The 24,928-nt window shown below is 66.8% G+C and carries 21 protein-coding genes; 8 read left to right on the forward strand and 13 right to left on the reverse strand.

Annotated elements, in window-relative coordinates; genetic code table 11:
* Nucleotides 1-36: 36 nt before the first annotated feature.
* A complete protein-coding gene (locus ACQR1H_RS14600) occupies nucleotides 37-387 on the forward strand; it encodes a DUF1491 family protein (protein WP_315804208.1) in 351 nt (116 codons plus the stop codon).
* Between the two features lie 31 nt (nucleotides 388-418).
* Here the strand turns inward: ACQR1H_RS14600 and ACQR1H_RS14605 are convergent, their stop codons facing one another.
* Nucleotides 419-1,372 carry a DUF2336 domain-containing protein gene (locus ACQR1H_RS14605; protein WP_316218094.1) on the reverse strand — a complete coding sequence of 318 codons (954 nt, stop codon included), beginning with the start codon at nucleotides 1,370-1,372 and terminating at the stop codon, nucleotides 419-421.
* A gap of 398 nt (nucleotides 1,373-1,770) precedes the next feature.
* Between ACQR1H_RS14605 and ACQR1H_RS14610 the strand changes: the two genes are divergently transcribed.
* Together ACQR1H_RS14610 and ACQR1H_RS14615 are read left to right on the forward strand one after the other, a co-directional pair.
* Complete coding sequence (locus ACQR1H_RS14610; protein ID WP_315739858.1) at nucleotides 1,771-1,959, forward strand: hypothetical protein; 189 nt, start codon at nucleotides 1,771-1,773, stop codon at nucleotides 1,957-1,959.
* A gap of 19 nt (nucleotides 1,960-1,978) precedes the next feature.
* Nucleotides 1,979-2,740 carry a hypothetical protein gene (locus tag ACQR1H_RS14615; protein ID WP_316238686.1) on the forward strand — a complete coding sequence of 254 codons (762 nt, stop codon included), beginning with the start codon at nucleotides 1,979-1,981 and terminating at the stop codon, nucleotides 2,738-2,740.
* Nucleotides 2,741-2,767: 27 nt separating this feature from the next.
* Here the strand turns inward: ACQR1H_RS14615 and ACQR1H_RS14620 are convergent, their stop codons facing one another.
* The 5 genes from ACQR1H_RS14620 to ACQR1H_RS14640 form a co-directional block, all read right to left on the reverse strand.
* A complete protein-coding gene (locus ACQR1H_RS14620; protein ID WP_434907726.1) occupies nucleotides 2,768-4,258 on the reverse strand; it encodes an acetyl-CoA hydrolase/transferase family protein in 1,491 nt (496 codons plus the stop codon).
* A 108-nt stretch (nucleotides 4,259-4,366) separates the two neighbouring features.
* On the reverse strand, nucleotides 4,367-4,870 hold the full coding sequence (locus tag ACQR1H_RS14625) for a CYTH domain-containing protein (protein WP_434872452.1): 504 nt from the start codon (nucleotides 4,868-4,870) through the stop codon (nucleotides 4,367-4,369).
* Between the two features lie 119 nt (nucleotides 4,871-4,989).
* Entirely contained in the window at nucleotides 4,990-5,574 is a 585-nt protein-coding gene (locus tag ACQR1H_RS14630; protein ID WP_434872451.1) for a DUF1254 domain-containing protein, read from the reverse strand.
* Entirely contained in the window at nucleotides 5,571-6,152 is a 582-nt protein-coding gene (locus ACQR1H_RS14635) for a DUF1214 domain-containing protein (protein WP_315716128.1), read from the reverse strand. The genes ACQR1H_RS14630 and ACQR1H_RS14635 overlap by 4 nt, the downstream gene beginning before the upstream one ends.
* Nucleotides 6,153-6,166: 14 nt before the next feature.
* The gene (locus ACQR1H_RS14640) at nucleotides 6,167-8,446 is read right to left on the reverse strand and encodes a transglycosylase domain-containing protein (protein WP_315804200.1); all 2,280 of its coding nucleotides are present in this window, start codon (nucleotides 8,444-8,446) and stop codon (nucleotides 6,167-6,169) included.
* A 342-nt stretch (nucleotides 8,447-8,788) separates the two neighbouring features.
* Here ACQR1H_RS14640 and ACQR1H_RS14645 point away from each other — a divergent pair, with 342 nt between their 5' ends.
* Nucleotides 8,789-9,301 carry a YcgN family cysteine cluster protein gene (locus ACQR1H_RS14645; RefSeq protein ID WP_315804199.1) on the forward strand — a complete coding sequence of 171 codons (513 nt, stop codon included), beginning with the start codon at nucleotides 8,789-8,791 and terminating at the stop codon, nucleotides 9,299-9,301.
* A 168-nt stretch (nucleotides 9,302-9,469) separates the two neighbouring features.
* A complete protein-coding gene (locus ACQR1H_RS14650) occupies nucleotides 9,470-11,053 on the forward strand; it encodes an MDR family MFS transporter (RefSeq protein ID WP_315804198.1) in 1,584 nt (527 codons plus the stop codon).
* A gap of 181 nt (nucleotides 11,054-11,234) precedes the next feature.
* Here ACQR1H_RS14650 and ACQR1H_RS14655 read toward each other — a convergent pair whose 3' ends face one another.
* The 4 genes from ACQR1H_RS14655 to ACQR1H_RS14670 all read right to left on the reverse strand — a co-directional run bounded on the left by ACQR1H_RS14655 (nucleotide 11,235) and on the right by ACQR1H_RS14670 (nucleotide 18,516).
* Entirely contained in the window at nucleotides 11,235-12,956 is a 1,722-nt protein-coding gene (locus ACQR1H_RS14655; RefSeq protein ID WP_434907727.1) for a cell envelope biogenesis protein TolA, read from the reverse strand.
* A gap of 12 nt (nucleotides 12,957-12,968) precedes the next feature.
* Nucleotides 12,969-15,086, reverse strand: coding sequence for an OmpA family protein (locus tag ACQR1H_RS14660; protein ID WP_434907728.1), 2,118 nt, complete (start codon nucleotides 15,084-15,086; stop codon nucleotides 12,969-12,971).
* Between the two features lie 258 nt (nucleotides 15,087-15,344).
* Nucleotides 15,345-16,937, reverse strand: a complete 1,593-nt coding sequence (locus tag ACQR1H_RS14665) for an MBL fold metallo-hydrolase (protein WP_434907729.1) — start codon at nucleotides 16,935-16,937, stop codon at nucleotides 15,345-15,347.
* Between the two features lie 46 nt (nucleotides 16,938-16,983).
* Nucleotides 16,984-18,516 carry a thymidine phosphorylase family protein gene (locus tag ACQR1H_RS14670; protein ID WP_434907730.1) on the reverse strand — a complete coding sequence of 511 codons (1,533 nt, stop codon included), beginning with the start codon at nucleotides 18,514-18,516 and terminating at the stop codon, nucleotides 16,984-16,986.
* Between the two features lie 390 nt (nucleotides 18,517-18,906).
* Between ACQR1H_RS14670 and ACQR1H_RS14675 the strand changes: the two genes are divergently transcribed.
* A complete protein-coding gene (locus tag ACQR1H_RS14675; protein WP_315716136.1) occupies nucleotides 18,907-19,071 on the forward strand; it encodes a Flp family type IVb pilin in 165 nt (54 codons plus the stop codon).
* 199 nt (nucleotides 19,072-19,270) lie between these two features.
* Here the strand turns inward: ACQR1H_RS14675 and ACQR1H_RS14680 are convergent, their stop codons facing one another.
* From ACQR1H_RS14680 to ACQR1H_RS14690, 3 genes are all read right to left on the reverse strand, one after another.
* Nucleotides 19,271-20,767 carry a porin gene (locus tag ACQR1H_RS14680; protein WP_315804193.1) on the reverse strand — a complete coding sequence of 499 codons (1,497 nt, stop codon included), beginning with the start codon at nucleotides 20,765-20,767 and terminating at the stop codon, nucleotides 19,271-19,273.
* 404 nt (nucleotides 20,768-21,171) lie between these two features.
* Nucleotides 21,172-22,173, reverse strand: coding sequence for a LysR family transcriptional regulator (locus tag ACQR1H_RS14685; RefSeq protein WP_315804192.1), 1,002 nt, complete (start codon nucleotides 22,171-22,173; stop codon nucleotides 21,172-21,174).
* A gap of 414 nt (nucleotides 22,174-22,587) precedes the next feature.
* A complete protein-coding gene (locus tag ACQR1H_RS14690) occupies nucleotides 22,588-23,562 on the reverse strand; it encodes a Ku protein (RefSeq protein WP_434907731.1) in 975 nt (324 codons plus the stop codon).
* A gap of 263 nt (nucleotides 23,563-23,825) precedes the next feature.
* On the opposite strand from ACQR1H_RS14690, the gene ACQR1H_RS14695 reads away from it, so the two are divergent.
* Both ACQR1H_RS14695 and ACQR1H_RS14700 read left to right on the forward strand, forming a co-directional pair.
* Nucleotides 23,826-23,978 carry a hypothetical protein gene (locus ACQR1H_RS14695; RefSeq protein WP_009027687.1) on the forward strand — a complete coding sequence of 51 codons (153 nt, stop codon included), beginning with the start codon at nucleotides 23,826-23,828 and terminating at the stop codon, nucleotides 23,976-23,978.
* A 271-nt stretch (nucleotides 23,979-24,249) separates the two neighbouring features.
* Nucleotides 24,250-24,924: a response regulator transcription factor gene (locus ACQR1H_RS14700; protein WP_006614547.1), complete on the forward strand. Its 675-nt coding sequence runs from the start codon at nucleotides 24,250-24,252 to the stop codon at nucleotides 24,922-24,924.
* Nucleotides 24,925-24,928 lie beyond the last annotated feature (4 nt).

The raw sequence follows: 24,928 nt of genomic DNA on the forward strand, positions 1-24,928 counted from the left end.
CGACGTGCAGCGCGCTTGCTCCTGCATCGAACCATCATGCGATTGAAGACCAGCATCTGGGTGAGCGCCTATCTGCGGCGCTGCCAGTCGGCCGGCGCGTTCAGCGCGATCCGCCACCGCGGCGCCGAGGAGGCCGGTGCGGTGTTCGTCAAGGTCGCGCTGATGGACGGCACGGCGCAGCTCTATGTCCCCGCGCCGCAGACCGTCTATGACGACAGCCGGCCGATCGACCGCTTCTTCGTACCGGTATCGCCGCAGCCGATCGCGGAAGCGCAGGTCGAGGAGCGTCTCGTCAAGGAGCTGCGCTTCGATCCCGACGCCTGGATCATCGAGACCGAGGACAGGCAGGGTCGTCATTTCCTCGATCTCGTGCGCGAGCGTCCCTGATCATCCTCCGATCCGCGACGGTGATTGCGCGTCAGCGCTTGAAGCCGTCGGTGCCCGTGCGCACGATCGGCCGCGTCGCTGTGCCGGGCCGCGCTCCGCCTGCGCGGACAGACTGGCGCTCGTCGTCGTACAGCATCGTGCGATGTTTGGCCCTGATCGCCGCCATGCCCGAGCCGCGCCAGGCCGCCAGCATGATCAGCGCCGCGCGCTCGCTGAGGCGCTCGTAGAAGCGTGACAGCCGAAACACGGTCTGGACGGACTGGCCCATCTCCGGCTTGAGGAACAGCAGCACGCGCTCGAACACCGGCGCTGGCATGCCGAGCGCCTTTGCGGCACAGGCCAGCGGCTCGCCATGGGGATCGTTGACCACCTCGAGGGTCATGCGTGAGGGCAGGATCAGGCTCTCGCCGAGCTCGATCGTGAACGTCTCGACGTCGGCGTTGAAGGCGGCCATCTCCAGCGCCTCGATCGCATGCACCGCGCGGTGCAACGGCGTCGGCGCGGCGGGCCTCAGCGGCGTGGTGGCGAGGTTCTGCAGGATGGCGATGCGCTCGTGCGAGGCGGCGCGCATGAACATCTCGCTCAGCTCGGCGGCATCCTTCGGCTGCATCGACAATCCGGACGATGCGTCGTCGCGCGGCGGCATCGGAGACGAGGGGCGAAGCGATGCGGGAATGGGGCCGGCGAGCGGCGGCGCCGGCTCGCTCTGCGCCGGGCGCAAGCCCAGCTTGTTCAGGATCTCGATCGGCGTCGCCGGATAGATCGCCAGCCGCGCACGCACCGCCGCACGGGTCGCATCATCGACGTCGTCGACCAGACGGGAAGCCAATTCGACGAACTGCCGCTCCTCGTCAGCGGAATGCGCGCTCGCCTGGACATAGAGGTCGGTCAGCACGCGCAGCAGAGTGGGCTTGATGTCGACGCCCTCGCGGCGCGAGAGCGTGAGCAACCCGTCGAAGCCGGGGAACAGCGATGATCTTGTCATGTCGGGGTACGCAACTTCGGCAATCGTTGCGCCGATTAGAGCGGAGTTGTTTTAATGCGGCGTTAAGGAAAACAATCGGTGAAGATGGGTCGAAATGACCAGGTGAGACAAAGGCGCAACGCCGGCTTGCCTTCTCTCCCACCGGTGCACGCGATCCGTGTCGGGCGGCCCGCGCATTAATATCCTCTTAACCACGTCCTGATCTTAATCGATCCGTTCGATGATCTCGCCTTGGCCGCGTCTCGCGCCCAGCCTGATCTTCGCCGCGCCGAATGCCAAAGTGCAGCGTCATGCGCCGGCATTCGTGATCGTCAGTTCTGCGTGCCCTCTTGCCTGCGAAGTTCGGGCGACGGGGAGTTTTCAGGGGGTAAGAACTTCGGGCACGAAAGAGAGTGGACATGGCGACCATCATTGAATTCCCGGCGGACGTTGCGCGTCGCGCGCGGCCTGCCGTGACCGGCGCGCCGCAGGAGGGCATGGGAACGATCCTGATTCTTCCCGTCGTTCGGATCGAGCGCGAGACCACGACCGACGATCGCGGGCCCCGCGAGGGCACAGCGCCAAGCCGCCGCCGCCGTCGCCGCTGACAGGTCGGGGGACATGGGAATGCCGGCCATCGTCAATCCGGTCCGGCGCGCGCTGCCGGTCCTCGCGCTCGTCCTCGTCGGCGGCCTGCTCGGCGCCTGCAGCGGCGGCGATTTTGGCCGCACCCGCGCCGACATGCGCAATGACGACATGCACAAATGGATCGGCGCGGAAGCCACCGCCAGCGTCGGTGTCATGCCATCGCAGTTCCAGCTCACCGACAATGAGCGCCAGCTGCGCGATCTCGCTTATCCGCTGATCGAGCCGCCGCATTCGCGCCCCGCCTGGAAGAGCGTGTTCGGCGACTATCAGCCGTCGGCCTCGCCCTGGCGCCAGAAGGTCGTGTTCGACCGCACCGCCTATGGCCGCGCCTTGATCGACGAGCCGCACCGCTCGCACGCCTCGCGCTACACCCAACTGATCGACGACGTGCGCGACGACATCACCCGCTTCGAGCCGTTCTTCGCCTCGGCGATCCGCGTCATCGATCTCGACCGTAAGCGCGATGCCAGCATGAAATACATGACCGAGCTATCGCCGCGCGAGAAGGCCGACGCGGTCGCGCGCATGCAGGAGAACTCGCTGATCGTACAGTGGGTGCAGATCAGCTTGGAGCAGCGCGTCTCGTCCTACCGCTGGGCGCTGGAGCGCCTGGTGCTGCAGGCGCCCGACGGCATGGCCGCCGAGGCCGATCGCCTGATCCATGAACTGGCGGCCCAGACCGCCAATCCGCCGGTCGCGGCGCGGCCCCTGATCGAACGGCCGCTGACGACGCGGGGCTAGCCCGCACGCGGTCGCACGCCGCTTCGCTCAGTCCGGCCTGAGCAGGCGGAAGGCCTCCTCGAGCAGATGCGGCGTGTGCTTGCCGGTCGAATCGCGGCAGGCGCGTTCGAAATAGTCGGCGAGCGCCGGCCGGAATTTCGGATGCGCCGCCTGGTCGATGATGGTGCGGGCGCGCTGTTTCGGCGACAGGCCGCGCAGATCGGCGAGGCCTCGCTCGGTCACGAGGACCTGCACGTCGTGCTCGGTGTGGTCGACATGGGTGACCATCGGCACGATGCAGGAGATCGTGCCGTTCTTGGTGGTCGAGGGCGTCATGAAGATCGACAGATAGGCGTTGCGGGCGAAGTCGCCGGAGCCGCCGATGCCGTTCATGATGCTGCTGCCGCGCACATGGGTCGAATTGACGTTGCCGTAAATGTCCGCCTCGATCATGCCGTTCATCGCGATGACGCCGAGCCGGCGGATCACTTCGGGATGGTTGGAGATCTCCTGCGGCCGCAGCACGATGCGGTCGCGCAGGAACTCGATTTCGCGGTTGAATTCGACCGCAGCCTCCGAGCTCAGCGACAATGCCGTCGCGGAGGCGAGATCCATCCGCCCGGAGCGGATCAGGTTCAGCATGCCGTCCTGCAGCACCTCGGTATAGGCGGTCAGATGCGGGAAGGGGCCGTCATCGAGCCCGGCCATCACGGCGTTCGCGACATTGCCGACGCCGGATTGCAGCGGCAGCAGGTTGCGCGGCAGGCGGCCCTGCTTCACCTCGTGTTCGAAGAACTCCAGGATGTGGCCGGCAATCGCACCCGAGTTATCGTCGGGCGCGGCGAAGCTGGTGTTGCGGTCGGGCGCATGGGTCTCGACGACCGCGATGACCTTGTCCGGATTGCAGCGATAGGTGGTCTCGCCGATGCGGTCGCCGGGCGCCACGATCGGGATCGGCTTGCGATGCGGTGGCAGGCGGGTGCCGTAGTAGACGTCGTGCATGCCGAGCAGCGCCGGATTCATCCACGAATTGACCTCGATGATGACGCGGTCCGCCAGATCGAGCCATGTCTTGTTGTTGCCGATCGAGGTCGAGGGGATCAGCCGCCCGTCGGGCAGGATGCCGGCGCATTCGATCACGGCGACGTCGAGATGGCCGAGAAAGCCGAACCATACGAATTGTGCGACATGGCTGAGATGCAGATCGATATAGTCGATGCTGCCGGCGTTGATGCGCTGTCGTGTCGCCGGATCGGACTGATAGGGCAGGCGCAGGTCGATGCCATCAGCCCGGGCGAGCGCGCCGTCGAGCTCGGGCGCGGTGCTCGCCCCGGTCCACACGCCGACGCGGAACGGCTCGCCGCGCGCATGCGCCGCTTCGATCCGGCGCGCCAGCGCGAGCGGCACCGCCTTCGGGTAGCCCGACCCGGTGAAGCCGCTCATGCCGACATGGTTGCCGGGCTCGACCAGCGCGGCAGCCTCGTCGGCCGACATGATCTTGGCGCGCAGCGCCTGTGACATCACCTGCGATGAACTCATCGTGCAAACTCCATGCGCGATCGTTCAGACCGCCAAGTCCGCGCTGTTTAAGGTGTGCCCTCGACGTATGATTTGATAGGGGTCAAGCCGCAACGGCCCGTGCGTGCATCACAGCCCTGCAAGGCGCGCGCGCCGCAGCTCCCGGACTTTCGCCGCGCGCGAGCGCTCCGTCAGCATGTTGGCCTTGCTGTAGCGCGGGTCGCCGGTGACCTCGTCGCCGACCCAGTCGGGAAGGGTCACGACGGTCGTTTCGGTCGGCAGCTCGATCTCGGCGATGACGACGCCGTCGAGCGCGTCGTGGTAGACGTCGACCTCCCAGACGCCGCTTTCGGCCGGCACATAGTGACGCGTCTTCTCGAGGATGCGTCCGTCGCAATGCGCGAACAGCACCGCGGCGTGGTCCGCGGGAATATCGTACTCGAATTCATCCCGGGCCAGACCGCGGCGGCCGCTCTTCACGCACAGCGTCGTCCGGTTGCCATAGCAGCGAACGCGGACCTTGAGGCCGTCCTGACGTGCGACGAGGCCGTCGCGAAGGCGTTCACTGTGCGTCGCCTGATCCCGCCAAGCATCGGACTTGACGAGAAACTTCCGTTCGATTTCGAGAGGCATGACCTGATGTTGAGCGAAGCGCCGCCGTCCTGATACGTCATAGCAGCGGCGCGCGGCAACGACTATGCCACCAAGGGTGAAGAGAGCGTTGTCGAATTCATCCCGGACGTCGTATTGACTTATCGTTTGCCGCGCGGCTTCTCGGCCTTGGCCGGTGCCTCGGTCTGTACGCCGCAGCTTGCCGCTGCAAGGGAGGCCTGCGCCTGCGGCATGAGGCCCGGCTCGGCGGCCAGGGCCTTCAGCACGATCAACCCGGTCGTCGTCGGCGAATCGATGATCAGCCGGTCGGCGGCCGTGATCTCCTCGTCCTCGGGCAGGTCTTCGTGCTGCGCCTCGGTCATCAGGTTGAGCTCGATCACGCGCTTGCCGGCGGAGCGGTCGTTGATGGCGTAGTAGGCGAGCTCGTTGCGCGTGTAGAACGACACCGACGTATAGGCCTGGCTCACCGGGACCGTGAGCTTCAGCGGTCCGTCGGACAGATCGTAGCGGCAGATCGCCATCGCGAACGCCGGATCCATGAACGGCATCGGTGAATTGCCGGGGTCGGCCAATGGCAATTGCGTCACGGCGTTCAGCTTGGTCATCGGCGTCAGCCGGGAGTAGGCGTCCTGGGTCGAGATCCGCGGCAGCGCCAGCACGCTGACGAGATGGACCACGCCGCCGAGCAGCACGCCGACCACGACCGTGAACAGCAGCCGGATCATGATGGGCAGCCTACTGTCGTGATCGAGGGCATCGGCGCGTCGCGCTGCGTGCGGGTCGCGACGCCGACTGGCGTGTCGTAGAGCCGCAGCATCAGCGCGTAGCGCTCGATGCCGCCGGTCGGCAGCCAGTTGCCGGAGCGCGAGCGTGCGGCGACACGGATCTCGAACGAGCCATCGGCACCTCGCACCAGCTCCTGGCTGGTGAAGCCGTAGCGCTGCAGCGTGTTGGCGACGAGGTGGCCCTTGCGGTCGTACAGCGTGAGCGTCCAGAAGCGGGCGGGCGGCGTCACGCCGCTGACGAGGATGTCGCAGCGCCCGTCGAGCGGCTTCCTCTTGTCGTCTGTGGTGGCGGTGAAGGCCACGCCGTCGCCGGTGCCGATCGGCAATTCGCCATTGCGGGTGATGGTCGCGCGCGCATAGGGGTCGACATCGGCCGTGCCGGTTTTCGGACGCGCCGTCCAGGCGCCGATCGTCAGCGTGCCGAATTCGGTGCCGCGGGTCGTCGTCATCCAGGTCGCGCCGATGCCGACGCCGGTGGCGATCAGGAGCGTGACCAAGGTGATGAAGAGCAGCCGCACGGGGATCGCTGACGTCAGTTCTTGCGCAAGGCAGGGGTGGCGACGCCGTCGGCCGTTGCCGCGGCGTAGTTCTCGGGGAAGGCCAGCGCGCTCGATGAGACCGGCTTGGCGGGCTTGCGCGGATCCGCCGGCGCGCTCTTTTCGGCGACGCGCGCGGCATCGTCGAGCATCTTCTCGACCTGAACCAGCACCTCGGCGCCGCGGCGGGTCAGGATCGGCGGCGGACCGGGCTTGATCTCCAGGGTCTTCGGCTGGCCGGCCTGTGCCATCGCGGCGGACGCGGACTGCGGCAGCTTCTCGCCCATGCCGACGCCGGGCAGCTCCTTGACCTCGACGCCCTGATGCGCGGCGAGCATGATGTCGTGCCATGTCTGCGCCGGCAGCGAGCCGCCGGTCATGCGGTTGGTCGGCGAATAGTCGTCATTGCCGTACCAGACCGCGCAGGTGAAGTTGCCGGTGTAGCCGACGAACCAGGCGTCGCGATACGCATTGGTCGTGCCGGTCTTGCCGGCGGTCGGAATGCCGTCGAGTGCGGCGCGGCGCGCGGTGCCTTCGCTGACGACGTGGCTCATCATGCCCGCCATGTCGGCGGCAACCGAGGCCGGGATCGCCTGCTTCGGCTTCGGCCCGTCACGGTCCCAGCGCCAGACCAGGTCGCCGGCGCCGGTGCGGACCTCCAGCACCGAATGCGGCGTCACCGCCTTGCCCTTGTTCGGGAAGGTCGCATAGGCGACCGCATGCTCCAGCACCGTGACCTCGTCGGAGCCGATCGGCATCGACGGGGTGTCGGGCAGCGGCGCCTTGAGGCCGAAGCGCCGCGCGACCTCGATGATCTTGGCGCGGCCGGCCTTCGGACCCTCCTTGCCGCCGAGCGCGATCGACAGCTTGACCGGCACGACGTTGATCGAGCGGGTGATCGCCTGCGTCAGCGTCACCGAGCCCGAATAGGAATGGCCATAATTCTGCGGGCACCAGTTGCCGATGCAGACCGGGCCGTCGACCACGATCGAGGTCGGCTTGAAGCCGTTCAGCAGCGCGGTGGTGTAGACATACGGCTTGAACGAGGATCCCGGCTGCCGGTAGGCGTCGACGGCGCGGTTGAACTGACTGGCACCATAGTCGCGGCCGCCGACCATGGCGCGGATGCCGCCGTCGAGGTCGGAAACGACCGTTGCCGCCTGGGTCGCGTGATAGTCGCGGCCGAACTGGCGCAACTGGTTCTCGATCGCCTCGTCGGCCGCATGCTGCACGGTCATGTCGATCGAGGTCCGCACCACGAAGACGCGCTCGGTGTAGGACTTCGGGAACGTGTCGACCAGCTTGCGCATCTCGTCGAACGCATAGTCGAGGAAGTAGTTCGGCGAGCTCTCGTCGCGGCGGTCGACCGCGAACGCCGGGTTGCGGCGGGCACCGAACACCTGGCCCTCGGTCATGAAGCCGGCATCGACCAGGTTGTCGAGCACGACGTTGGCGCGGGCGCGCGCGGCGGGCAGGTTGATGTGGGGGGCGAACTTGGTCGGCGCCTTGAACAGGCCGGCCAGCATCGCGGCTTCGGCGAGGTTGATGTCGCGCACCGACTTGTTGAAATAGAAGTGTGCCGCGCCGTCGACGCCGAAGGTGCCGCCGCCCATATAGGCGCGGTCGAGATAGAGCTTGAGGATCTCGTTCTTGGTCAGGCGGGTTTCCAGCCAGATCGCCAGGAACGCCTCGTTGACCTTGCGCTCGATGGTGCGCTCGTTGGACAGGAACAGGTTCTTGGCGAGCTGCTGGCTGATCGAGGAGCCGCCCTGGCGGACGCCGCCAGCCTGGGCGTTGGTGACGAGGGCACGCGCCGTGCCGGCGATGTCGATGCCGAAATGGTCGTAGAAGCGGCGGTCCTCGGTAGCGAGCGTCGCCTTGATCAGATTGTCCGGGAAGTCCTCCAGCGGAATCGAATCGTTGTGCTTGATGCCGCGGCTGCCGATCGGGTTGCCGTAGCGGTCGAGGAAGGTGACGGCGAGGTCGGACTTCTTCAACCAGTCCTCGTCGGCGGTCTCCCGGAAGGCGGGAATCGCCAGCGCCAGCATCAGCACCAGGCCGCCGAGGCCGATCGTGGCCGCCTCCGACAATGGCTCGACGAACACCCAGCGCTTCCAGCCGCCGACATAGAAGCGGTCCATGAACGCGGAATAGCGCTCGTAGAGCTCACGGGTGCCGCGCAGGGAGGAGAACAGCGCCGAATCGAAGCGGGCGTCGAGATCCAGGCGGAAATTGTTGATCCGCTTCTTCCAATCGTCTGGAATGATCTGCCGCACGGGAACCCTGGTCGTTTCGAAAGCGTGTCAGCTGGCTTCGAAAGCACTCAGCAAGTGGGCTGGGGGCCATCGAAGGGTCTTGCGCGATTGTTGCGGCAAACCCATGGCACTGCATAGTCAGCCGCCCGAACCCGAGCACCTGACCCCAAGCCGCGTGCCGGCGCCGCCGCCGGAGTGACTCAATCATCTATCTAGCCGAGCGGGGGTCACAAACCAATGGTTCCGCTCACAATTTGATGCACAAAGCTAACGTGCCGCTGAAGCCGGCAAAGCCCCTTGCGCGGCTCGGGGCCGGGCACCTAGATGGCGGCCACGCCACACGCCCTCTTTGAGAATCGCCCGATGACCGCACCGCTCAAACGTCCCTCGGGCCAGGAGGGAATGTTCTGGAAAACCAAGATCTTGGAAGAGATGTCCGAGGCGGAATGGGAAAGCCTCTGCGATGGCTGCGGGCGCTGCTGCCTGGAGAAGCTGGAAGACGAAGATACCGGCGACATCTACTTCACCCACATTTCCTGCAAACTCTTGGATGCCGGGCTATGTGCTTGCAAGGACTACCCGAATCGTTCCGAACAGGTGTCGGATTGCGTTCGACTGACACCTGAGAACGTCCGCACCCTGACGTGGCTGCCGCCGAGCTGCGGCTACCGCCTCGTGGCGGAGGGGCGCGATCTCTATTGGTGGCATCCTCTGATCTCGGGCGATCCTCAGACGGTACATGAAGCCGGCGTCTCGGTGCGCGGCCGGGTCGAGGGCACCGAGGAGGACGTTCCGGACGACCAGCTCGAGGACCACATCGTGCAGTGGCCGGTGCTGCTGCCGAAGCGGGCCAAGCTGAAGCGTCGGCCGAAATAGCGCGATCACCTCGCGCCCGCAGCAAGTCACGATGATGCGACCGTTCCCGTGCTGTCGGAATGCACCCATGCACCCGACCCGCTGCCGCACGGGAAAATTATGCCTTAAGTAGTTCGCCAGTCGGCGAATCCGCGCGGCGATGTCGCGCCCGGGCACAGCATTCATCCCATGAACAAGTTTGATCGGCAGACGCATTACCCTGCCGCGTCCCAGTCCTTGCCTGAAGAGATTGCCGCCGAGCTGCCGGCCATTCCGCCGCAGGTGCAGGCGATCGAGGATGCGCCGTCGCTTGCGCCGCCGGTGCCGCTGACCCAGGCCGAGGTGCGCACCATCCTGATGAGCCTGCTGCTGACGATGTTCCTGGCCGCGCTCGACCAGACCATCGTGGCGACGGCGCTGCCGACCATCGGCCGCGAGTTCCAGGACGTGACCAACCTGTCCTGGGTGATCACGGCCTACCTGCTGGCGTCGACCGCGGTGGCGCCGGTGTTCGGCACGCTGTGCGATATCTATGGCCGCCGCTCCATGATCATCACCGCGCTCAGCCTGTTCGTGGTCGGCTCGGTGGTCTGCGCGCTGGCACCGAACATGCCGGTGCTGATCCTTGCCCGCGGCCTGCAGGGGCTCGGCGGCGGCGGCATTATGCCGGTGGTCCAGACCGTGATCTCCGACGTCGTCAGCCCGCGCGAGCGCGGCCAGTATCAGGCCTATTTCAGCGGCGTCTGGCTGCTGGCCGGCCTGCTCGGGCCGGTGATCGGCGGCTTCTTCGCCGACCATCTGCACTGGTCGATGATCTTCTGGATCAACGTGCCGCTGGCGGTCGCGGCCTTGGCGCTGCTGCTGCCCAAGATGGGCCGGCTGCCGGTCTATCACCGCTTGCGCAAGGTCGACTGGGCCGGCGGCCTGCTGCTGATGGCCTCGGCCGTCGTGTTCATGCTGGTACTGACCTGGGGCGGGCACAAGCTGGCCTGGCTGTCGCCCACGCTGCTCGCGATGATCGGCAGCGCGGTGGCGCTGGGCTTAGCCTTCGTCTGGCACGCCAAGCGGGCCGATGAGCCATTCCTGCCGCTGTCGCTGATGGGCGGCACGGTCGTGCCCTACGGCATGCTGGCCAGCGGCTGCGCCCTCGGCGCGCTGATCGGGCTCACGGTCCATCTGCCGCTGTACTACGAGCTGGTCTATCATTTGACCCCGAGCCAGGCCGGCCTCGGCCTGATTCCGATCGCGGCGATCTCGACCTTCGGTGCCGCGATTGCCGGTCGTACCATGGCCCGGGTCAAGCACTACAAGCGCGTCGCCATCGTGGGCACGATCATCGGCACCATCGCCGCCGCGGTGATGACGGTGACGACGCCGTCGCTATGGGTGCTGATGGTGCTGCTGTCGATCTACGGCATCGGGCTTGGCACTGCGTTCCCGATCTCGGTGGTGTCGCTGCAGAACGCGGTGGACCGCTCCCAGATCGGCACCATCACCGGCGCGATGAACTTCTTCCGCTCGATGATGTCCTCGTTCACGGTCGCGGCCTTCAGCGCCATCCTGCTGATGGCGCTGGGCGCCGACATCTCGCTGGCAGAGGGCGCTCATGGCGCCGTCAGCGGCATTGCGGAAGCCGACATGATCCATGCCTTCCGCTTCGTCTATGCCGCGGCCACCGCGATGCTCGCCTGCGCCTCCGTCTGCATGATGCTGATGGAGGAGCGGCCGCTGGCCGGCCCGTCGCGGAATGAGGCCGTGGAGCTGGCGGAATAGGGCCGTAGGGTGGGCAAAGGCGCCCGGCAGGACAGCCCTGCGAAGCACGCTGTCGCGCGCCGTGCCCACCATCGTCCAGCACGGCCGCGGCGAGACGGTGAGCACGGCGCCACCACGAGCGCGCGTGAGACGAGGGCGTGACAGCGCCTTTGCCTACCCTACGGTTCGCCCGTCGGCGCAGCTACTCGCGCGGCTGAACGATTTCGATGTTGTCCTGCCCGCGCGAGCCATCGTCGAGCGATGACTTCACCAGACCGGCCTCGACGCGTTTCGCGAATTCCGTCGTGCCGCCGCTCGCCAGCTCCCTGGCCTGGCTGATCCATTGCTCGCGCTCGATCCGTCCTGCGAACGCCAGATATGAGCCGACCCATTTGGCGTGCTCGGCGGTCCAGGCCGCGATCTGCGCGAAATGCCAGATGCCGAGGCCGTGCAGCCGCGCCTCGTTCTGCTTGCCGATGCCCTTGATCAGCTTGAGATCGTCGGCCTGGCCGCCGCGCGGCGCGACGAGCCCGAGCGGGCGGGCGCCGCCATGGGCGTCTTCGTTCTCGACGGGCGGCATCAGCGCCGGCAGGTGGGCCAGGAGGTAGCTCGCCTCGTCCTCGCTCAGCGGCGCGTCGGCGTGTTCGTCGATGGTAATCGCGCCGGACTTCACCGCGCTGGAATGCGCGGTGTCGAGGCCGGCCGCGAGCAGCTTGGCCTGCGCGATCCAATGCTCGCGCTCGATGCGGCCGGGGAAGGCCATATGGTGGCCGACCCAGTCGGCATGCGCTGGCGACCACGCCGCGATCTGGCTGAAATGATGCACGCCGATGTCGTTCAGGATGCGCTCGTTCTTGGGTCCGATGCCCTTGATGAGCTTGAGATCGTCGGCGGCGCCCTCGGGCGCGGGCAGGGCCGGCGGTCTGTCGTCGGCCGCGGCCGGGCTGTCCGGGGCCGCTGATGCGGCAACCTCGGCTGCGAGCCGTTCCGCCTCGGCGTCGGCGGCGAGGCGATCGGCTTCCGCCCGTGCGGCCGCTTCGGCGGCCAGGCGATCGGCCTCGGCCTTGGCGGTCGCTTCGGCCGCGAGACGCTGGGCTTCCGCCGCGGCCTTCGCAACGGCCTCCGCCGCAAGACGGTCCGCTTCGGCTTTCGCCGCTGCTTCGGCGGCCAAGCGTTCAGCTTCGGCCTTTGCAGCCGCTTCTGCCGCAACACGATCGGCCTCTGCTTTCGCGGCGGCTTCCGCAGCGAGGCGGTCGGATTCGGCTTTCGCGGCGGCCTCCGCAGCAAGGCGATCGGACTCGGCCTTCGCCGCCGCCTCGGCAGCGAGTCGTTCGGCTTCGGCCTTCGCTGCGGCTTCAGCCGCCAGACGATCAGCCTCGGCCCTTGCCGCGGCTTCCGCGGCGAGCCGCTCAGCCTCGGCCTTTGCGGCCGTTTCGGCGGCCAGCCGCTCGGCCTCCGCTTCGGCCGCAACACGTTCGGCTTCAGCCTTTGTGGCAGCTTCAGTGGCGAGGCGGTCGGCCTCGACGCTGGCTGCAGCTTGCGAAGCCGGGGAAGGGCTGTCCGCCCAAGGACGAGCCGCCGCGGTTGCGCCGGCGAACGCGACGCTGTTTCCAGGACCGCCCGGCGACATCGCACTGGTGTCACCCAGCCCGACATATTCCTTGAGCTGTCCGCCGATCAGGCAGCCGAGCACATAGGCGCCGACCATCAGCAGGCCGACCTCGAGCCACAGGCCGGCACGTCCGGGCAGCACGCTCAGCAGCGCCATCAGGATCCCGATGACGAGGGCGAGCGTCGCCGGCAGCAGCCAGCTTCTCAGCCAGTCCGGCCGCGGCTCGTCCGACCAGGTGCGCCAGCCGACGAAGCCGCCGATGCCGGCGGCGAGGATGATCCAGAACGGAAATGTCGCAAGGTCGTACATCATGATGTCAGCGCCTCACTTGACGACGAATTCGATGCGGCGGTTCTGCGCGCGGCCTTCGGCCGTGTCGTTGGAGGCGACCGGCTTGTTCTGGCCGTAGCCCTCCGAGGTCATGCGCGAGGTGTCGATGCCGGCGTCGCCGATATAGCCGACCACCGCCGCCGCCCGGCGCTTGGAGAGGTCCATGTTGTCAGCTTCGTCCCCGACATTGTCGGTGTGGCCCTCGATCGCGATCTCGGCGTCCTTGCAGCGCTGCGCAACCTCGATCAGGTGGTCGAGCAGCGCCAGCGAGGCGCGGCTCAGCTCGGCGCTGCCGGTGCTGAAGCGGATGCGGCCCTTGGCGAGCAGCCCGTTGAACGCCGGCTGGCACTCCGCGACCGCCAATGGTGGGCCTTCCGGCTTGAGGCCGATCTTGACGTCGTCGAGCTTGAAGCCGCTGCCGACCGCGTCGGCGAGCTCCTTGCGGACCTGCTCGGCCGACTTGTCGTAGATGGCGAGCCCGTCGACCGTGATCGCCGCGTCCTTCGCCGTCAGTGCGCCGGACCAAAGCCGCGCCAGCGCCGGGAACGTCGCCTTCAGCGACTGCACGTAATCCTTTGGCGCACCGTCGCCGATCTTCAGGCCGTCCTCGACCGTCTCGGTGATGAAGGTCGTCGTGGCGGCGTCGACGAGATCGCGGCGGGCGGCGTCATCAGGCACATAGCCGCTCAGCAGGACACGGCCGTCCTGCTTCTGCAGTCCGAACGCGTAGGGCGAGACCGGGCCGTCGCGGACGTCGATGGATGCGAGCGCGAACGGCGCGGGCAGGGCGCCGGCCAGTTGCTCGCGCACGGTCGCGCCGGTGACATTGGCGAGTCCCACGCCCCTGAGCGAGACCTGAGTGTCGTTGATCTCGGCGCGCCCCTGCGCAAGCCTGGCGAGCTGCTGCAGCAGGCTCGCGCTCGCTTTGGCAACGTCGCCATCGGGGGCGCCGCGGGCGATGCCGATCTGGCTCTTGATCGGCTTGCCGTCGAACTGTCCGCTGGCAGAGGCCAGCATCGCCTCGCGGGCGGTCGCGCTCGGCGCGAGACCTGTGAGGCTCAGGCCGGTGCCGTCGAACTCCGCCGACCAGCGATAGGGCTTGATCTCCGGCGGCAGAATGTCGGCCTTCGCCAAGGTCAGCCCGGCCGGCAGCTTGCCGATGCCGGCCATCGTTTCGTCATAGGCGGCGGTGGAGGGCGCCTCGCCCGAAATCGCGTAGGTGGCGTCGGAGATGACGACGCGGCCCGTGCTCAGCCTGGCGAGCTCCGCCAGCGCATACGAGGCGTAGGCACCGAAATCGCCGGCGGGCGCGCCGCGTGCGATCTGCATCTGATGCATCACCGACGTGCCGGGCCAGGCCTTGGTCGCGGCGGCCTCGAGCGCGCGCCTGATGTCGTCGTTCGGGACGACGCCGGACATCACCAGCGTGTTGCCCTCGCGGACCGCGCTCCAGATGAAGGGCTTTGCCTCCGGCGGCAGGATCGCCATTTTGTCGAGCACGGCGCCGCCGGGCAGCTGCCGCGTCGCGGCGACGGCGGCCTCGTAGACGTCCGATGAGGCGGCGGCGCCTGCGATCGAATAGGCCTTGTCCGCGAGCGCGAACGTGCCGCCATTGAGCTTGGCGGCCTGGACCGCTCCGTGGCTTGCGATGGCCGCGAAGTCGGCCGGAGCTCCCAGTGCATAGGAGAGGCGATCGACCACCTCACCGCCGGACGAACGGACGGCATTGAGCACGGCATTCCGGACGGCCGGCGTCGGCACCGCGCCTTCGAGCACGAGCTGGCCGCCGTTTCGCGTGGCGCGGAAAGCATAGGGCTTCGGTGTCGGCAGCTTGTCGTAGGTACCGTCGACGAGGCGGACGCCATTGACCGCGGCGGCGTCTGCCAGTTTCGTCGACTGGTCGGGACTGAACTCCGGCCCTGCGATGCGAACGTCACGGCCGGCGACCGAGACCTTGAGCGCCGCGGCGGTATCGGGGGCGGCGGCGGCAATGGCGGCGCGTGCCCGCGGCGCAATGTCGTCCTCGACATCAGCCGTCTTGAAGCTCATGGCGGCGAGCCACAGCACGGCAACGGCAATCAGTCCCGCCCACCATTTCGATGGTTGATGCATGTGAGAGCCCCTCGTTTCCCCACCTGCGCCCGGTTCACCCGGATCGTTCCGTTGTTATGAACCACGTGCCAAGCCTATCAGAACAGCTCCCGGAGACCAGCCGTCGGCACGTTGTGTGTTTCAATATGCACAAGCTGCAGGAGCGTCGCCGTCTGCGAGCTTCGCACCGCACCTGATCGTCCTCAGGGTGCGATCAAAGTGTGACCGTTCGACGACGAACATCGCAGGCGCGCAGCCTTCGCGGCGGCGCCGCTCGCATCATTCTTCCAGCGCCCGGCGCAGGCGGCGGATGATGACGCCGCGGGCGCGGTCGTCGGCAGCCTGCTCGATCCGCTCGTGGATGTCGAGCAGCAGGCCGGACATGTCGTTGTGCCAGTCCAGCCGGGTGACCGCCTCCGGCGCCAGCCGCCGCCGGCGTGCGACGTCGAGCGGCGTCGGCACCGCGGTCGTCAGCTCGTAGACGTCGTCGAGCAGGGGGGAGAACACTTTCGCGGTCGGCACGATGCGCTCGGCGACGCGTGCTGCCAGCGCCGTGATCGCGGCCTCCTCGCCATGGGACAGGAAAAGGCCGCGCGCGATCGGACGGCGGGCCGCGATCCAGCGGGCGATCTCGGTGCCGTCGGCGTGGCCGGAATAGTCGTCCATCATGCGGATGCGCGCCGCGACCTTGATCTCCTCGCCCTGGATGCGCACCGCCTTGACGCCGTCCTGAAGGAAGCGCCCCAGTGTGCCATTGGCCTGGTAGCCGACCAGCAGCACGGTGGCGCGGTTGTTCCACAGCCAGCGCTTGAGATGGTGGCGGATGCGACCGGCATCGCACATGCCGCTGGCGGCGATGATGATGTGGAAGCCGGTCAGCTTGGCGATCGCCTTGCTTTCATCGACGGTCTCGGTGAAGCGCAGATGCGACGATGACAGCAGACGGCCGACATCGCTGCCGCCGTCGAGGCTCTCGGTATGCGCGCGGAACACCTCGGTGGCGTGGATCGCAAGCGGCGAATCCAGGAAGATCGGTGCGGCCGGAATCTCGCCGCGCTCCATCAGGCCGACCAGATCGACGATCAGCTCCTGCGTCCGCTCGACCGCGAAGGCCGGGATCAATAGCGCGCCCTTGGCTGCCGCCGCGTCGCGCACCTCGCCGGCCAGACGGCCGCGGCGCAGCTCCGGCGTGGTCGGCTCGCGAATGCGGTCGCCATAGGTGGCCTCCGAGATCACGTAGTCGAAACCTTCGGGCGCTTTCGGGTCCGGCTGCAGCAGCTTGGCGTCGGGCCCGACATCGCCGGAGGCGAGCAGCCGCAGCGCCGCGCCGTCGGCGCCTTGTCCTGCGAATTCGATCTCGATCGAGGCCGAGCCCAGCAGATGCCCGGCATTCCAGTAGCGGGCGCGAACGCCCGGCACGATGTCGGTCCAGGTCTCATAGGCGACCGGCTGAAAGTATTGCATCGCCGCGATGGCGTCGGCCTGGGTATAGATCGGGCTGACCTCGCCGCGGCCGCGCGCGATGTTGCGGCGGTTCAGCGCCAGCACCTCCTGCTCCTGGATGTTGCCGGCATCGGGCAGCATCCATGAGCAGAGATCGATGGTGCCGCGGGTGGCGAAGATCTTGCCGTCGAAGCCCATGCGCACCAGCTTCGGCAGCAGGCCGCTATGGTCGATATGCGCATGCGTCAGCAGCACGGCGTCGATGTCGGACGGACGGAACGGGAAGTCGCCGTAGTTGAGCTCCTTCAGCGTCTTCTGGCCCTGGAACAGGCCGCAATCGATCAGGAACTGGCTCTTGCCGCTCCGCACCAGACAGCACGACCCGGTCACGGTATGCGCGGCCCCGCAGAAGCGAACGGTCACACTCATGCGGCGGTCTCCCGAGAACTCTGGATCGACGATTGCTGACGGTTCATCACGAACGACCATTCGCGCCGTCGGCGAAGCCATAGCCGTGGTTGGCGGCGGCTGCGGCTGCGGCCAGATCATGCTCCGACGGATCGCAGGTGAACACGCGATAAAGTGGCTCACCCTGGTCGACGCGATCGCCGATCTTCTTGAACAGCATGATCCCGGAGCCCTTGTTCACCGGCGCGCCGGCGGTACGCGCCAGGCGATTGAGCCGCAGGCAATCGATCGCGGAGACGATGCCGTCGTGCTCGGCCTTGACGTCGAAGGCGAGATCGCCGAGCTCGCTGCGGCATTCCGGTGGCCCCTGGGCATCGATGATCTTCAGCATCTGCCTGAGCGCCGCGCCGCTGTCGAGCAGCTCGCGCGCCCTGTTGTAGCCGGCGCCGCCGCGCAGCTTCGGATCATATTCGAGCAGATGCGCGGCGAGCCGCAGCGACTTCTCGCGCAGGTCCGCAGGCGCCGACGGCTCGTTGCCCAGCACCGCCATCACGTCACGCGCCTCCAGCACGGGGCCGATGCCGTTGCCGATCGGCTGGCGGCCGTCGGTCGTGATCACCTCGACCTTGAGCCCGAACCGGTCGCCGACGAATTCGAACAGCTTGCGCAGCCGCATCGCCTCCGCGCCGCTGGTGAGCTTGGCGGTCGGCCCGACCGGCAGGTCGAGCAGCAGATGCGTCGAGCCGGCGGCCAGCTTCTTCGACAGGATCGAGGCGACCATCTGCTCACGGGTGTCGAGGCTGAGCGGGCGCTCGACCGAGATCAGGACGTCGTCGGCCGGCGACAGATTGACGTGGCCGCCCCAGATCATGCAGCCATTGCAGGCCGCAACGATCGACTTCATCTCGTCGGCGCCCACATTCACCCGCGCCAGCACCTCCATCGTATCGGCGGTGCCGGCCGGCGAGGTGATCGCGCGCGACGAGGTTTTTGGAATGGTCAGGCCGTGGGCGGCGACGATCGGCACCACCACCATCGAGGTGCGGTTGCCGGGGATGCCGCCGATGCAGTGCTTGTCGACCACGATCGGCTCGGGCCATTTCAACTGCGTGCCGGCATTGGCCATCGCGCGGGTCAGCGCCAGCAGCTCGCCGGAGCTCATGAAGCTGGCTGAGCCGATCAGGAAGGCGGCGATCTCCATGTCCGAGTAGCGGTAGTGGGCGAGGTCGTCGATCACGGCCGCGATCGCCTGGTCGCTCAGGGTCTCGCCGCGGATCTTGGCACGCACCGCTTCCAGGCTCTCGGGCGGGGTCGCCGGCGACACCGTCGCCAGCGTGCCGGCGGCTTCCGCGAAGCGCCGCATCGCCGGCTCCGACAGGCCGATCTCGTCGGGGCCGACCAGCGCATCGTCGTCGGTGATCAGGAGGGTCGCCAGCAGCGTCCGCGAGTTGCAGCGCAGCTCGACGCGGCTGAAGCCGCGGAAGACCTCGGGCCGCAACGCCTTCGAGCGTCGGGAGATCACGACCACGTTCTCGCGGCCGGTGTCGAGCGCGACGCTGCGGATCTTGAGCTGGGGACGGGCGGAATCTGTTGTGCTCATGGCGGCCAGGATACCCCTTAAGCCCGTCCGCGCCATGGCCGTTGACGCAGATCATGCGGCCGGCGTCTCCCCGGGCCGACCGAATTTTTTCTCAATATGTCCGGGCAAGGGCCGAGCTCGGCGATGGCCGGGCCGGCCTGCCGAAGGCGTGGCAGGCAGAAAATAAAGCTCAATCAATCCAGATGTTTGCGGATCAGTCGGCGGCGCGGCTGCGTGCCGGATCAGAGAGCAAGGGCGGGGCCGGGGGCCGGCGCGGCGGGCCCGCCAGGTACCTGATCGGGTTAACTGATTGTTCAAGCGGATGACCGAGGGTTTTCGCTGGGGCGTCCGTCCCGGCCTGCGCGCGCCGTTCCGGCGCGATCCCATGATCGAGCCCGACCGGAGAGGTAGATGCGGCAGTTGATTGCGAGCTTCCTGAAGAATCAGGCTGGCGCGACCTCGATCGAATACGCCATCATTGCCGGTGGATTGAGCATCGTGATCCTGGCGGCCGTGAATGGCCTGGGCTCGGGGCTGAGCAGCAAGTTCACCGCGATCAACACCTCGATCAAGTAGCCGGCCGGTCACGCCGCCGCGCGATCAGGTCAGCGCGGCGATCATCGCCGTCCGACACGTCACAGGCGTCGTGCTCCCCACGACGCCTGCCGCATTTCGCCCCATCCCTCGCGACGCGCCGCTCGTCTCCACGAACGAAGCTTCCGGCGGGGGCATCGCCGGAAGCTCGTCGAGCGGTCAGAGGTTCAACGGCCCAGCTTCAAAAGTTGCGCTGGGCACGCAGCAGCATGCTCACCGTGTCCTGGTCCTTGAGCTGGTAGGTCGCGGCCGGCTTGGCCGTGCTCGTGACGGCCGGAGCAATGGCCGTGCCCGAGAATTTCTGGTCGAGGTGGCTGTAGGTCACGTCGGCCGAGAAGGTCAGGCCCTTGACTGGCGTCCATCGGGTGATGAGGCCGATCTGACCGAGATTGAAGTCGGGATTGCAGGTCGAGCCCGCCGTGAGCATGCCAGTGGCGGCAATGCCGGCGCAGACGAGAGCCGAGCCCGTCTGACCATACTTCACCTGGGCATAGGCGCCATACAGCGCCGTATTCCAGCGCGGATCCCAATTGTGGGTGAAGGCGCCGCGCATGCCCCAGGTCTGCACGGTCGACAGGCCCGTGCCGGTGCCGAACACCGCGTCGCCGACGCCGGCGAAGCCGATGCTCTGATAGGCGCCGGCCACGCCCGTGCTGCCGTACATTGAATAGGTCGTGTTGGCGAGGCTCTGGAAGTTGTAGCGGCTCGCGCCGTCGGTGTAGACCGCCTGCAGGTTGACGACGTCGCCCGGACCGGTGGGGATGTTCTTGATGGACAGCGCCAGTTGCGCGGCCCAGCCCCATTTGTCGGAGGGGTGACCCGAGGTCTCGGCCGCACCGTAATAGGCGGCATGATTGTCATGCGCGGCGAACGATGCCTGGAAGAGGCCCCAGGCCTGGTCGACGCGAACCATGCCGATGATGTCGGGCGCGACAGTGCCGCCGAAGGCGCTCGAGCCGTAATTGCCACCGAGCACGCCAGCCGCGGTGATGCCGGAGGTGTTCCAGATGTTGGTGGTGAAGAACTGCGTCTGGTCTTCCAGCGAGATCGCGGCGGTGATGCCCTGGCCGAAATCGGCGGTGTAGGTGAACTGGTTGACGCCGTTGTTGGAGCCGCTGCCGCCGACCAGGCCGTCGAAATTGTTGCCGGGATAATTGGTCCAGGGCGCGTCGAAGGTCGACACCGCCTTGCCCATCGTGAAGCCGGCGAACTGGATGAAGGCGTAGTAGACGCCGACGATGCCGCCCGAGATGGCGTCGCCGGTGTAGGACGTCGCGCCGGCGCCGGTGCCGCCGTAGGAGCCCGAGGTCCAGTTCAGCACGGTTTCGAAGTAGGTGCGCACCACGCCATATTCGGTCGCGGTGCGTGTATCGATGTTCAGATCCTGGCGCGAGCGAGTCTGGTAGCGATTGCTCAGGCGGTTGTCGGCGCCGGCCTGCCCCGAATAGGCGCCACCATAGTTGCTGTTGGTCCACAGCGCGGTCTCGGCACGCAGATAGCCGCCGAGCTTGATGCAGGTGTCGGTGCCGGGAATGTAGTAGAAGCCCGTGCCGTAGAGCGAGCACACCTTCACATATTCGACGGCCTTGGCCTTCAGCGGAAGATCCGCGGCCTGAGCCGCAGCGGCGGACAGTATCACTGCTCCCGTTCCGAGAAGCAGGCCCCTCAACGTCTTCATTTCCGTTTCTCCGGTTGACGGCGATGCACACGGCCCCCCGCGTGTCGCCTCTGGCTTCGCCAGATTGCCGCTCTCACACCTCTGATTCCGACGACGGCTCGATCGGCGCGACCGGCGGAATGGTTGAATGAAGTGTGCATGAGCCAATTTCGATTTGATGAATGTGCTCTGCCTTGTTCGAAGCCCACTCGATCGTCGTTAACACGCTGCTCGCACGCACCAGCATCGACGCAGTGACGCCGCGGTTTTGGCCTCGCGGTGTCGATTTGTTAATGGTGATAATCGTGAATAGGCTAGATGGGAATCCCGAACAATCCCGGGCGCTCAGCGCAAACTGCGCACGTCATTGTGCTTCCGCGGCGCCGTCGGTGACGCGCGAAGATTCTCAGGCCACACGTGAGATATCAACGGCGGTTCGGCTCGACGTGCATCGACGCTCGGTGTGACGTCGCTGCTACCAACCCGCGTGCATCGTAATCCGCCGCGCGCGACATTGCGTCCAGCGTGACGCCGCTGCGCCAGCGCTTGACGAAGTCGAGAAAGACCTGCAGCGGCATCGGCGGTTGCCGGCGGCTCGGATGATACAGGAACAGTCCGGGCGTCGCGTAGCGCCAGCCGGGCAGCAGCCGCATCAGCCGTCCTTCGGCCAGATGCGACTCGATCATCGGCTCGACCAGATAAGCAACGCCGATGCCGTCGAGCGCGGCATTCAGCGCGAGATCGAAGTCGTTGACGATAAGAGAGCCGTCCACGGCAATCTCGGTGCGCTCGCCGCCCTTTTCGAAGATCCAGGGCTGCAGCGTATCGTCGGCAGGGACCCGATGCCGGATGCAGTTATGGGCCTGGAGATCCTCGGGAACGGCCGGCGCGGGATGCGCCGCGAGATAGCCGGGGGCGGCAACCGCAACGAAGCTGCACTCGTCGAACACGCGGATGACCTTCATGTCGCGCTCCACCCGGTGTCCGGATCTGATGCCGGCATCAAAGCGATTGCGCACGATGTCACTGTTGGTGTCGTCGACAGCCAGTTCGATATGGATGTCCGGGTATTCGGCCAGGAACGACCTGATCAGGGGCCCGAGCCCTCTCACGGCGAACACACGCGATACGGTCAGGCGCAGAGTGCCCATCGGCTTGTCGCGGAACGCGTTGATGCTCTCGATGGCCTGGTCGACCCGTTCGAGAATCGGCTGGATCTCCGCCAGCAGGCGCTCGCCGGCCTCGGTGAGGGCCACGCTGCGCGTCGTCCGGTTGAACAGCCTGACGTCCAGCCGCTCCTCGAGGCTCTTGATGGTCTGGCTGATGGTCGGCAAGGAGCAGCCGAGATGAGCGGCCGCCTTGGTGAAGCTCAACGAATCCGCGACGGCTGCGAAAGCGGAGAGCTCGGACAGCTGAACCCGTGCCATCGCTAGGCGTACTGCGCCCGGCGTTGGTCCGCATCGTGCTGAAACATCCACATCCCCTTGATACGCCGCGTCGTGCGGCTGGGACGACTTCGCCAGCGTCGTCCCGACCGATCAGGCACATCGATCTTCCGTCAGGAAGCTGACGCCCGGATCACCATCCCGCGGGGCAGAGCTAGGCGCGACGTGATCATTCCGCAAGCATCCAAGTGATGTCGAAACGATCACGAATCCGCGCCTGATCGCCGGATCGCCATCGCCGGATCGACTTACCTGACCAACGCAGATATTTCCTGCGCCAATCGGAATGCGGTGGCGCCACACGCGGTGGCGAACCCGCGGCAACACTCGGAACTCGCCGCCGAGCGATCGTGATGCACAGGATCGGTACGCCGTGCGAAGGTTCGGAGGTCGCTCTCAACTGGCCTTGCGCGAGCGTGCGGTGGTCCGCGCGGTCTTGTCCGACTTCTTCGGCTCCTCGGCTTTCTTCGGCTCGTCCTTGGCCTTCTTGCCGCTGATCGGCAGCAGCATCTCGCGCTGGCCTTCGACGCGCTTCTTCGGCTTCTTGGCCTTGGGCTTCGGCGCGGGGGCGGCCGCGGCGGGCGCCTTGTCACCCTCGCCGGCAAGGCTGCGCTTCAGGGCGTCCATCAGGTTGATGACGTTGCCGCTCGACTTCGGCGCGATCTTGGCGGCGATCGTCACGCCGCTGCGCTTCTTGTTGATGAGCTCGATCAGCGCGGCCTCGTAGTGATCCTCGAAGGTCTCCGGCTGGAAGTCGGCCGATTTCTTCTCGACGATGTGCTTGGCGAGATCCAGCATGTCGCCGGTGATCTTCACATCCTGGATGTCGTCGAAATACTCGTCCTCGCTGCGCACCTCGTAGGGGTAGCGCAGCAGCGTTCCCATCAGGCCCTTGCCGAGCGGCTCCAGCGCGATAATGTGCTCGCGGTTGGTCAGCACGACACGGCCGATCGCGACCTTGTCCATGCTGCGGATGGTCTCGCGAATGACCGCGAAGGCATCATGGCCGACCTTGCCGTCGGGCACGAGGTAATAGGGGCGGATCAGATAGCGGCTGTCGATGTCGGTGCGCGGCACGAACTCGTCGATCTCGATCGTGTGCGTCGATTCCAGCGCGATGTCGTCGAGCTCGTCCTTGGTGACCTCGATGTAGGTGTCGGTGTCGACCTTGTAGCCCTTGACGATGTCGTCGCTGGCGACTTCCTCGCCGGTCTCGGCGTCGACCCTGCTGTATTTGATGCGGTGGCCGGTCTTGCGGTTGATCTGGTTGAAGGAGACCTTCTCGGACTCGGACGTCGCCGGATAGAGCGCGACCGGACAGGTCACGAGCGACAGGCGCAGAAAACCCTTCCAATTGGCGCGCGGGGCCATTCCTCAACTCCACTCAACTGCAAACTGACGGGCGTGCTCCCCCGGGACCGGGCTGCTGCGGACATAGTTGTCGGTAGCTGCCGCGAGGATAACACCGCAGGCCCCGGATTCAACAAGCGTAGCTGCAGATTCTGAGAGCGGCGTTAACTGGTCGCAGCCGTGTCCGTCCCGGAACATCATCTGGCGGTCGACGTTGCCAACGGGAGCAAGTGAGGGAGCGCGATACCGCGCTCGATATCGAACAGCAGCGAGCTGAGGGCGCCATGGCAACAAGACGAGGGTCGCAGATCGTCGAAACTCCAACCGAAGCGCGGCAGGGCGAGCCCGGCCCGTCGGTCCTGGCGATGCTGGCCATCTCGACGGGGCTGGCACTGCTGGTCCTGGGCCTCGTGTGGTTCGTGTTCTTCCACACCTGAGAGGCACATCGCGAGGTCGGCCGGCTGCGTGACGCCGCGGCCGACGCCCTTCGCCTGGTCACGAAATCCAGCCCGGCCATTCCCATGGCCGGGCTTTTCATCGTGGTGTCCCGGAGCTTATATCCGCCCCAATTCTGTCGGCCCCTGCCGGCGGTCCCGATCGAGATGACCAAAAAGTAACCTGGTCGCTCGGGTTCCGTTCATGCACGGTTCACGGCCTTCCGGTTCATCTTGAGGGCGGAAATCGTGCAGTTCAGCTTTGGAGGCAAGCGTGCGTCTGCTCGTTGTCGAGGACGATCCGGATCTCAACCGTCAGCTCACCACGGCCCTGAGCGACGCCGGCTACGTCGTGGACCGTGCGTTCGATGGGGAGGAAGGGCACTATCTGGGAGACAGCGAGCCCTATGACGCTGTCGTGCTGGACATCGGCCTGCCCAAGATGGACGGCATCTCGGTGCTGGAGGCGTGGCGCCGCAATGGCCGGGCGATGCCGGTCCTGATTCTCACCGCGCGCGACCGTTGGAGCGACAAGGTCCAGGGCTTCGACGCCGGCGCCGACGACTACGTTGCCAAGCCCTTCCACCTCGAAGAGGTGCTGGCGCGCATCCGCGCGTTGCTGCGCCGCTCGGCCGGCCACGCCCAGAGCGAGCTGACCTGCGGGCCGGTCACCCTGGACACCCGCACCGGCAAGGTCAGCGTGTCGGGCAACCCCGTCAAGATGACCTCACACGAATACCGCCTGCTGTCCTATCTGATGCATCATTCCGGCCGCGTCGTCTCGCGCAGCGAGCTGGTCGAGCATCTCTACGACCAGGACTTCGACCGCGACTCGAACACCATCGAGGTGTTCGTCGGCCGCATCAGAAAGAAGCTCGACTGCGACGTCATCCAGACCGTGCGCGGCCTCGGCTATCTGCTGACCCCGCCGCCGGCCGCAGGCGCCTGATCCG

Source organism: Bradyrhizobium sp. HKCCYLRH2015, from assembly GCF_051168215.1.
Taxonomy (GTDB): domain Bacteria; phylum Pseudomonadota; class Alphaproteobacteria; order Rhizobiales; family Xanthobacteraceae; genus Bradyrhizobium.

Coding starts and splice junctions, on each gene's coding strand:
- ACQR1H_RS14600 (WP_315804208.1), top strand. CDS start 37: ATGCGATTGAAGACCAGCATCTGGGTGAGCGCCTATCTGCGGCGCTGC.
- ACQR1H_RS14605 (WP_316218094.1), bottom strand. CDS start 1,372: ATGACAAGATCATCGCTGTTCCCCGGCTTCGACGGGTTGCTCACGCTC.
- ACQR1H_RS14610 (WP_315739858.1), top strand. CDS start 1,771: ATGGCGACCATCATTGAATTCCCGGCGGACGTTGCGCGTCGCGCGCGG.
- ACQR1H_RS14615 (WP_316238686.1), top strand. CDS start 1,979: ATGCCGGCCATCGTCAATCCGGTCCGGCGCGCGCTGCCGGTCCTCGCG.
- ACQR1H_RS14620 (WP_434907726.1), bottom strand. CDS start 4,258: ATGAGTTCATCGCAGGTGATGTCACAGGCGCTGCGCGCCAAGATCATG.
- ACQR1H_RS14625 (WP_434872452.1), bottom strand. CDS start 4,870: ATGCCTCTCGAAATCGAACGGAAGTTTCTCGTCAAGTCCGATGCTTGG.
- ACQR1H_RS14630 (WP_434872451.1), bottom strand. CDS start 5,574: ATGATCCGGCTGCTGTTCACGGTCGTGGTCGGCGTGCTGCTCGGCGGC.
- ACQR1H_RS14645 (WP_315804199.1), top strand. CDS start 8,789: ATGACCGCACCGCTCAAACGTCCCTCGGGCCAGGAGGGAATGTTCTGG.
- ACQR1H_RS14650 (WP_315804198.1), top strand. CDS start 9,470: ATGAACAAGTTTGATCGGCAGACGCATTACCCTGCCGCGTCCCAGTCC.
- ACQR1H_RS14655 (WP_434907727.1), bottom strand. CDS start 12,956: ATGATGTACGACCTTGCGACATTTCCGTTCTGGATCATCCTCGCCGCC.
- ACQR1H_RS14660 (WP_434907728.1), bottom strand. CDS start 15,086: ATGCATCAACCATCGAAATGGTGGGCGGGACTGATTGCCGTTGCCGTG.
- ACQR1H_RS14665 (WP_434907729.1), bottom strand. CDS start 16,937: ATGAGTGTGACCGTTCGCTTCTGCGGGGCCGCGCATACCGTGACCGGG.
- ACQR1H_RS14670 (WP_434907730.1), bottom strand. CDS start 18,516: ATGAGCACAACAGATTCCGCCCGTCCCCAGCTCAAGATCCGCAGCGTC.
- ACQR1H_RS14675 (WP_315716136.1), top strand. CDS start 18,907: ATGCGGCAGTTGATTGCGAGCTTCCTGAAGAATCAGGCTGGCGCGACC.
- ACQR1H_RS14680 (WP_315804193.1), bottom strand. CDS start 20,767: ATGAAGACGTTGAGGGGCCTGCTTCTCGGAACGGGAGCAGTGATACTG.
- ACQR1H_RS14685 (WP_315804192.1), bottom strand. CDS start 22,173: ATGGCACGGGTTCAGCTGTCCGAGCTCTCCGCTTTCGCAGCCGTCGCG.
- ACQR1H_RS14690 (WP_434907731.1), bottom strand. CDS start 23,562: ATGGCCCCGCGCGCCAATTGGAAGGGTTTTCTGCGCCTGTCGCTCGTG.
- ACQR1H_RS14695 (WP_009027687.1), top strand. CDS start 23,826: ATGGCAACAAGACGAGGGTCGCAGATCGTCGAAACTCCAACCGAAGCG.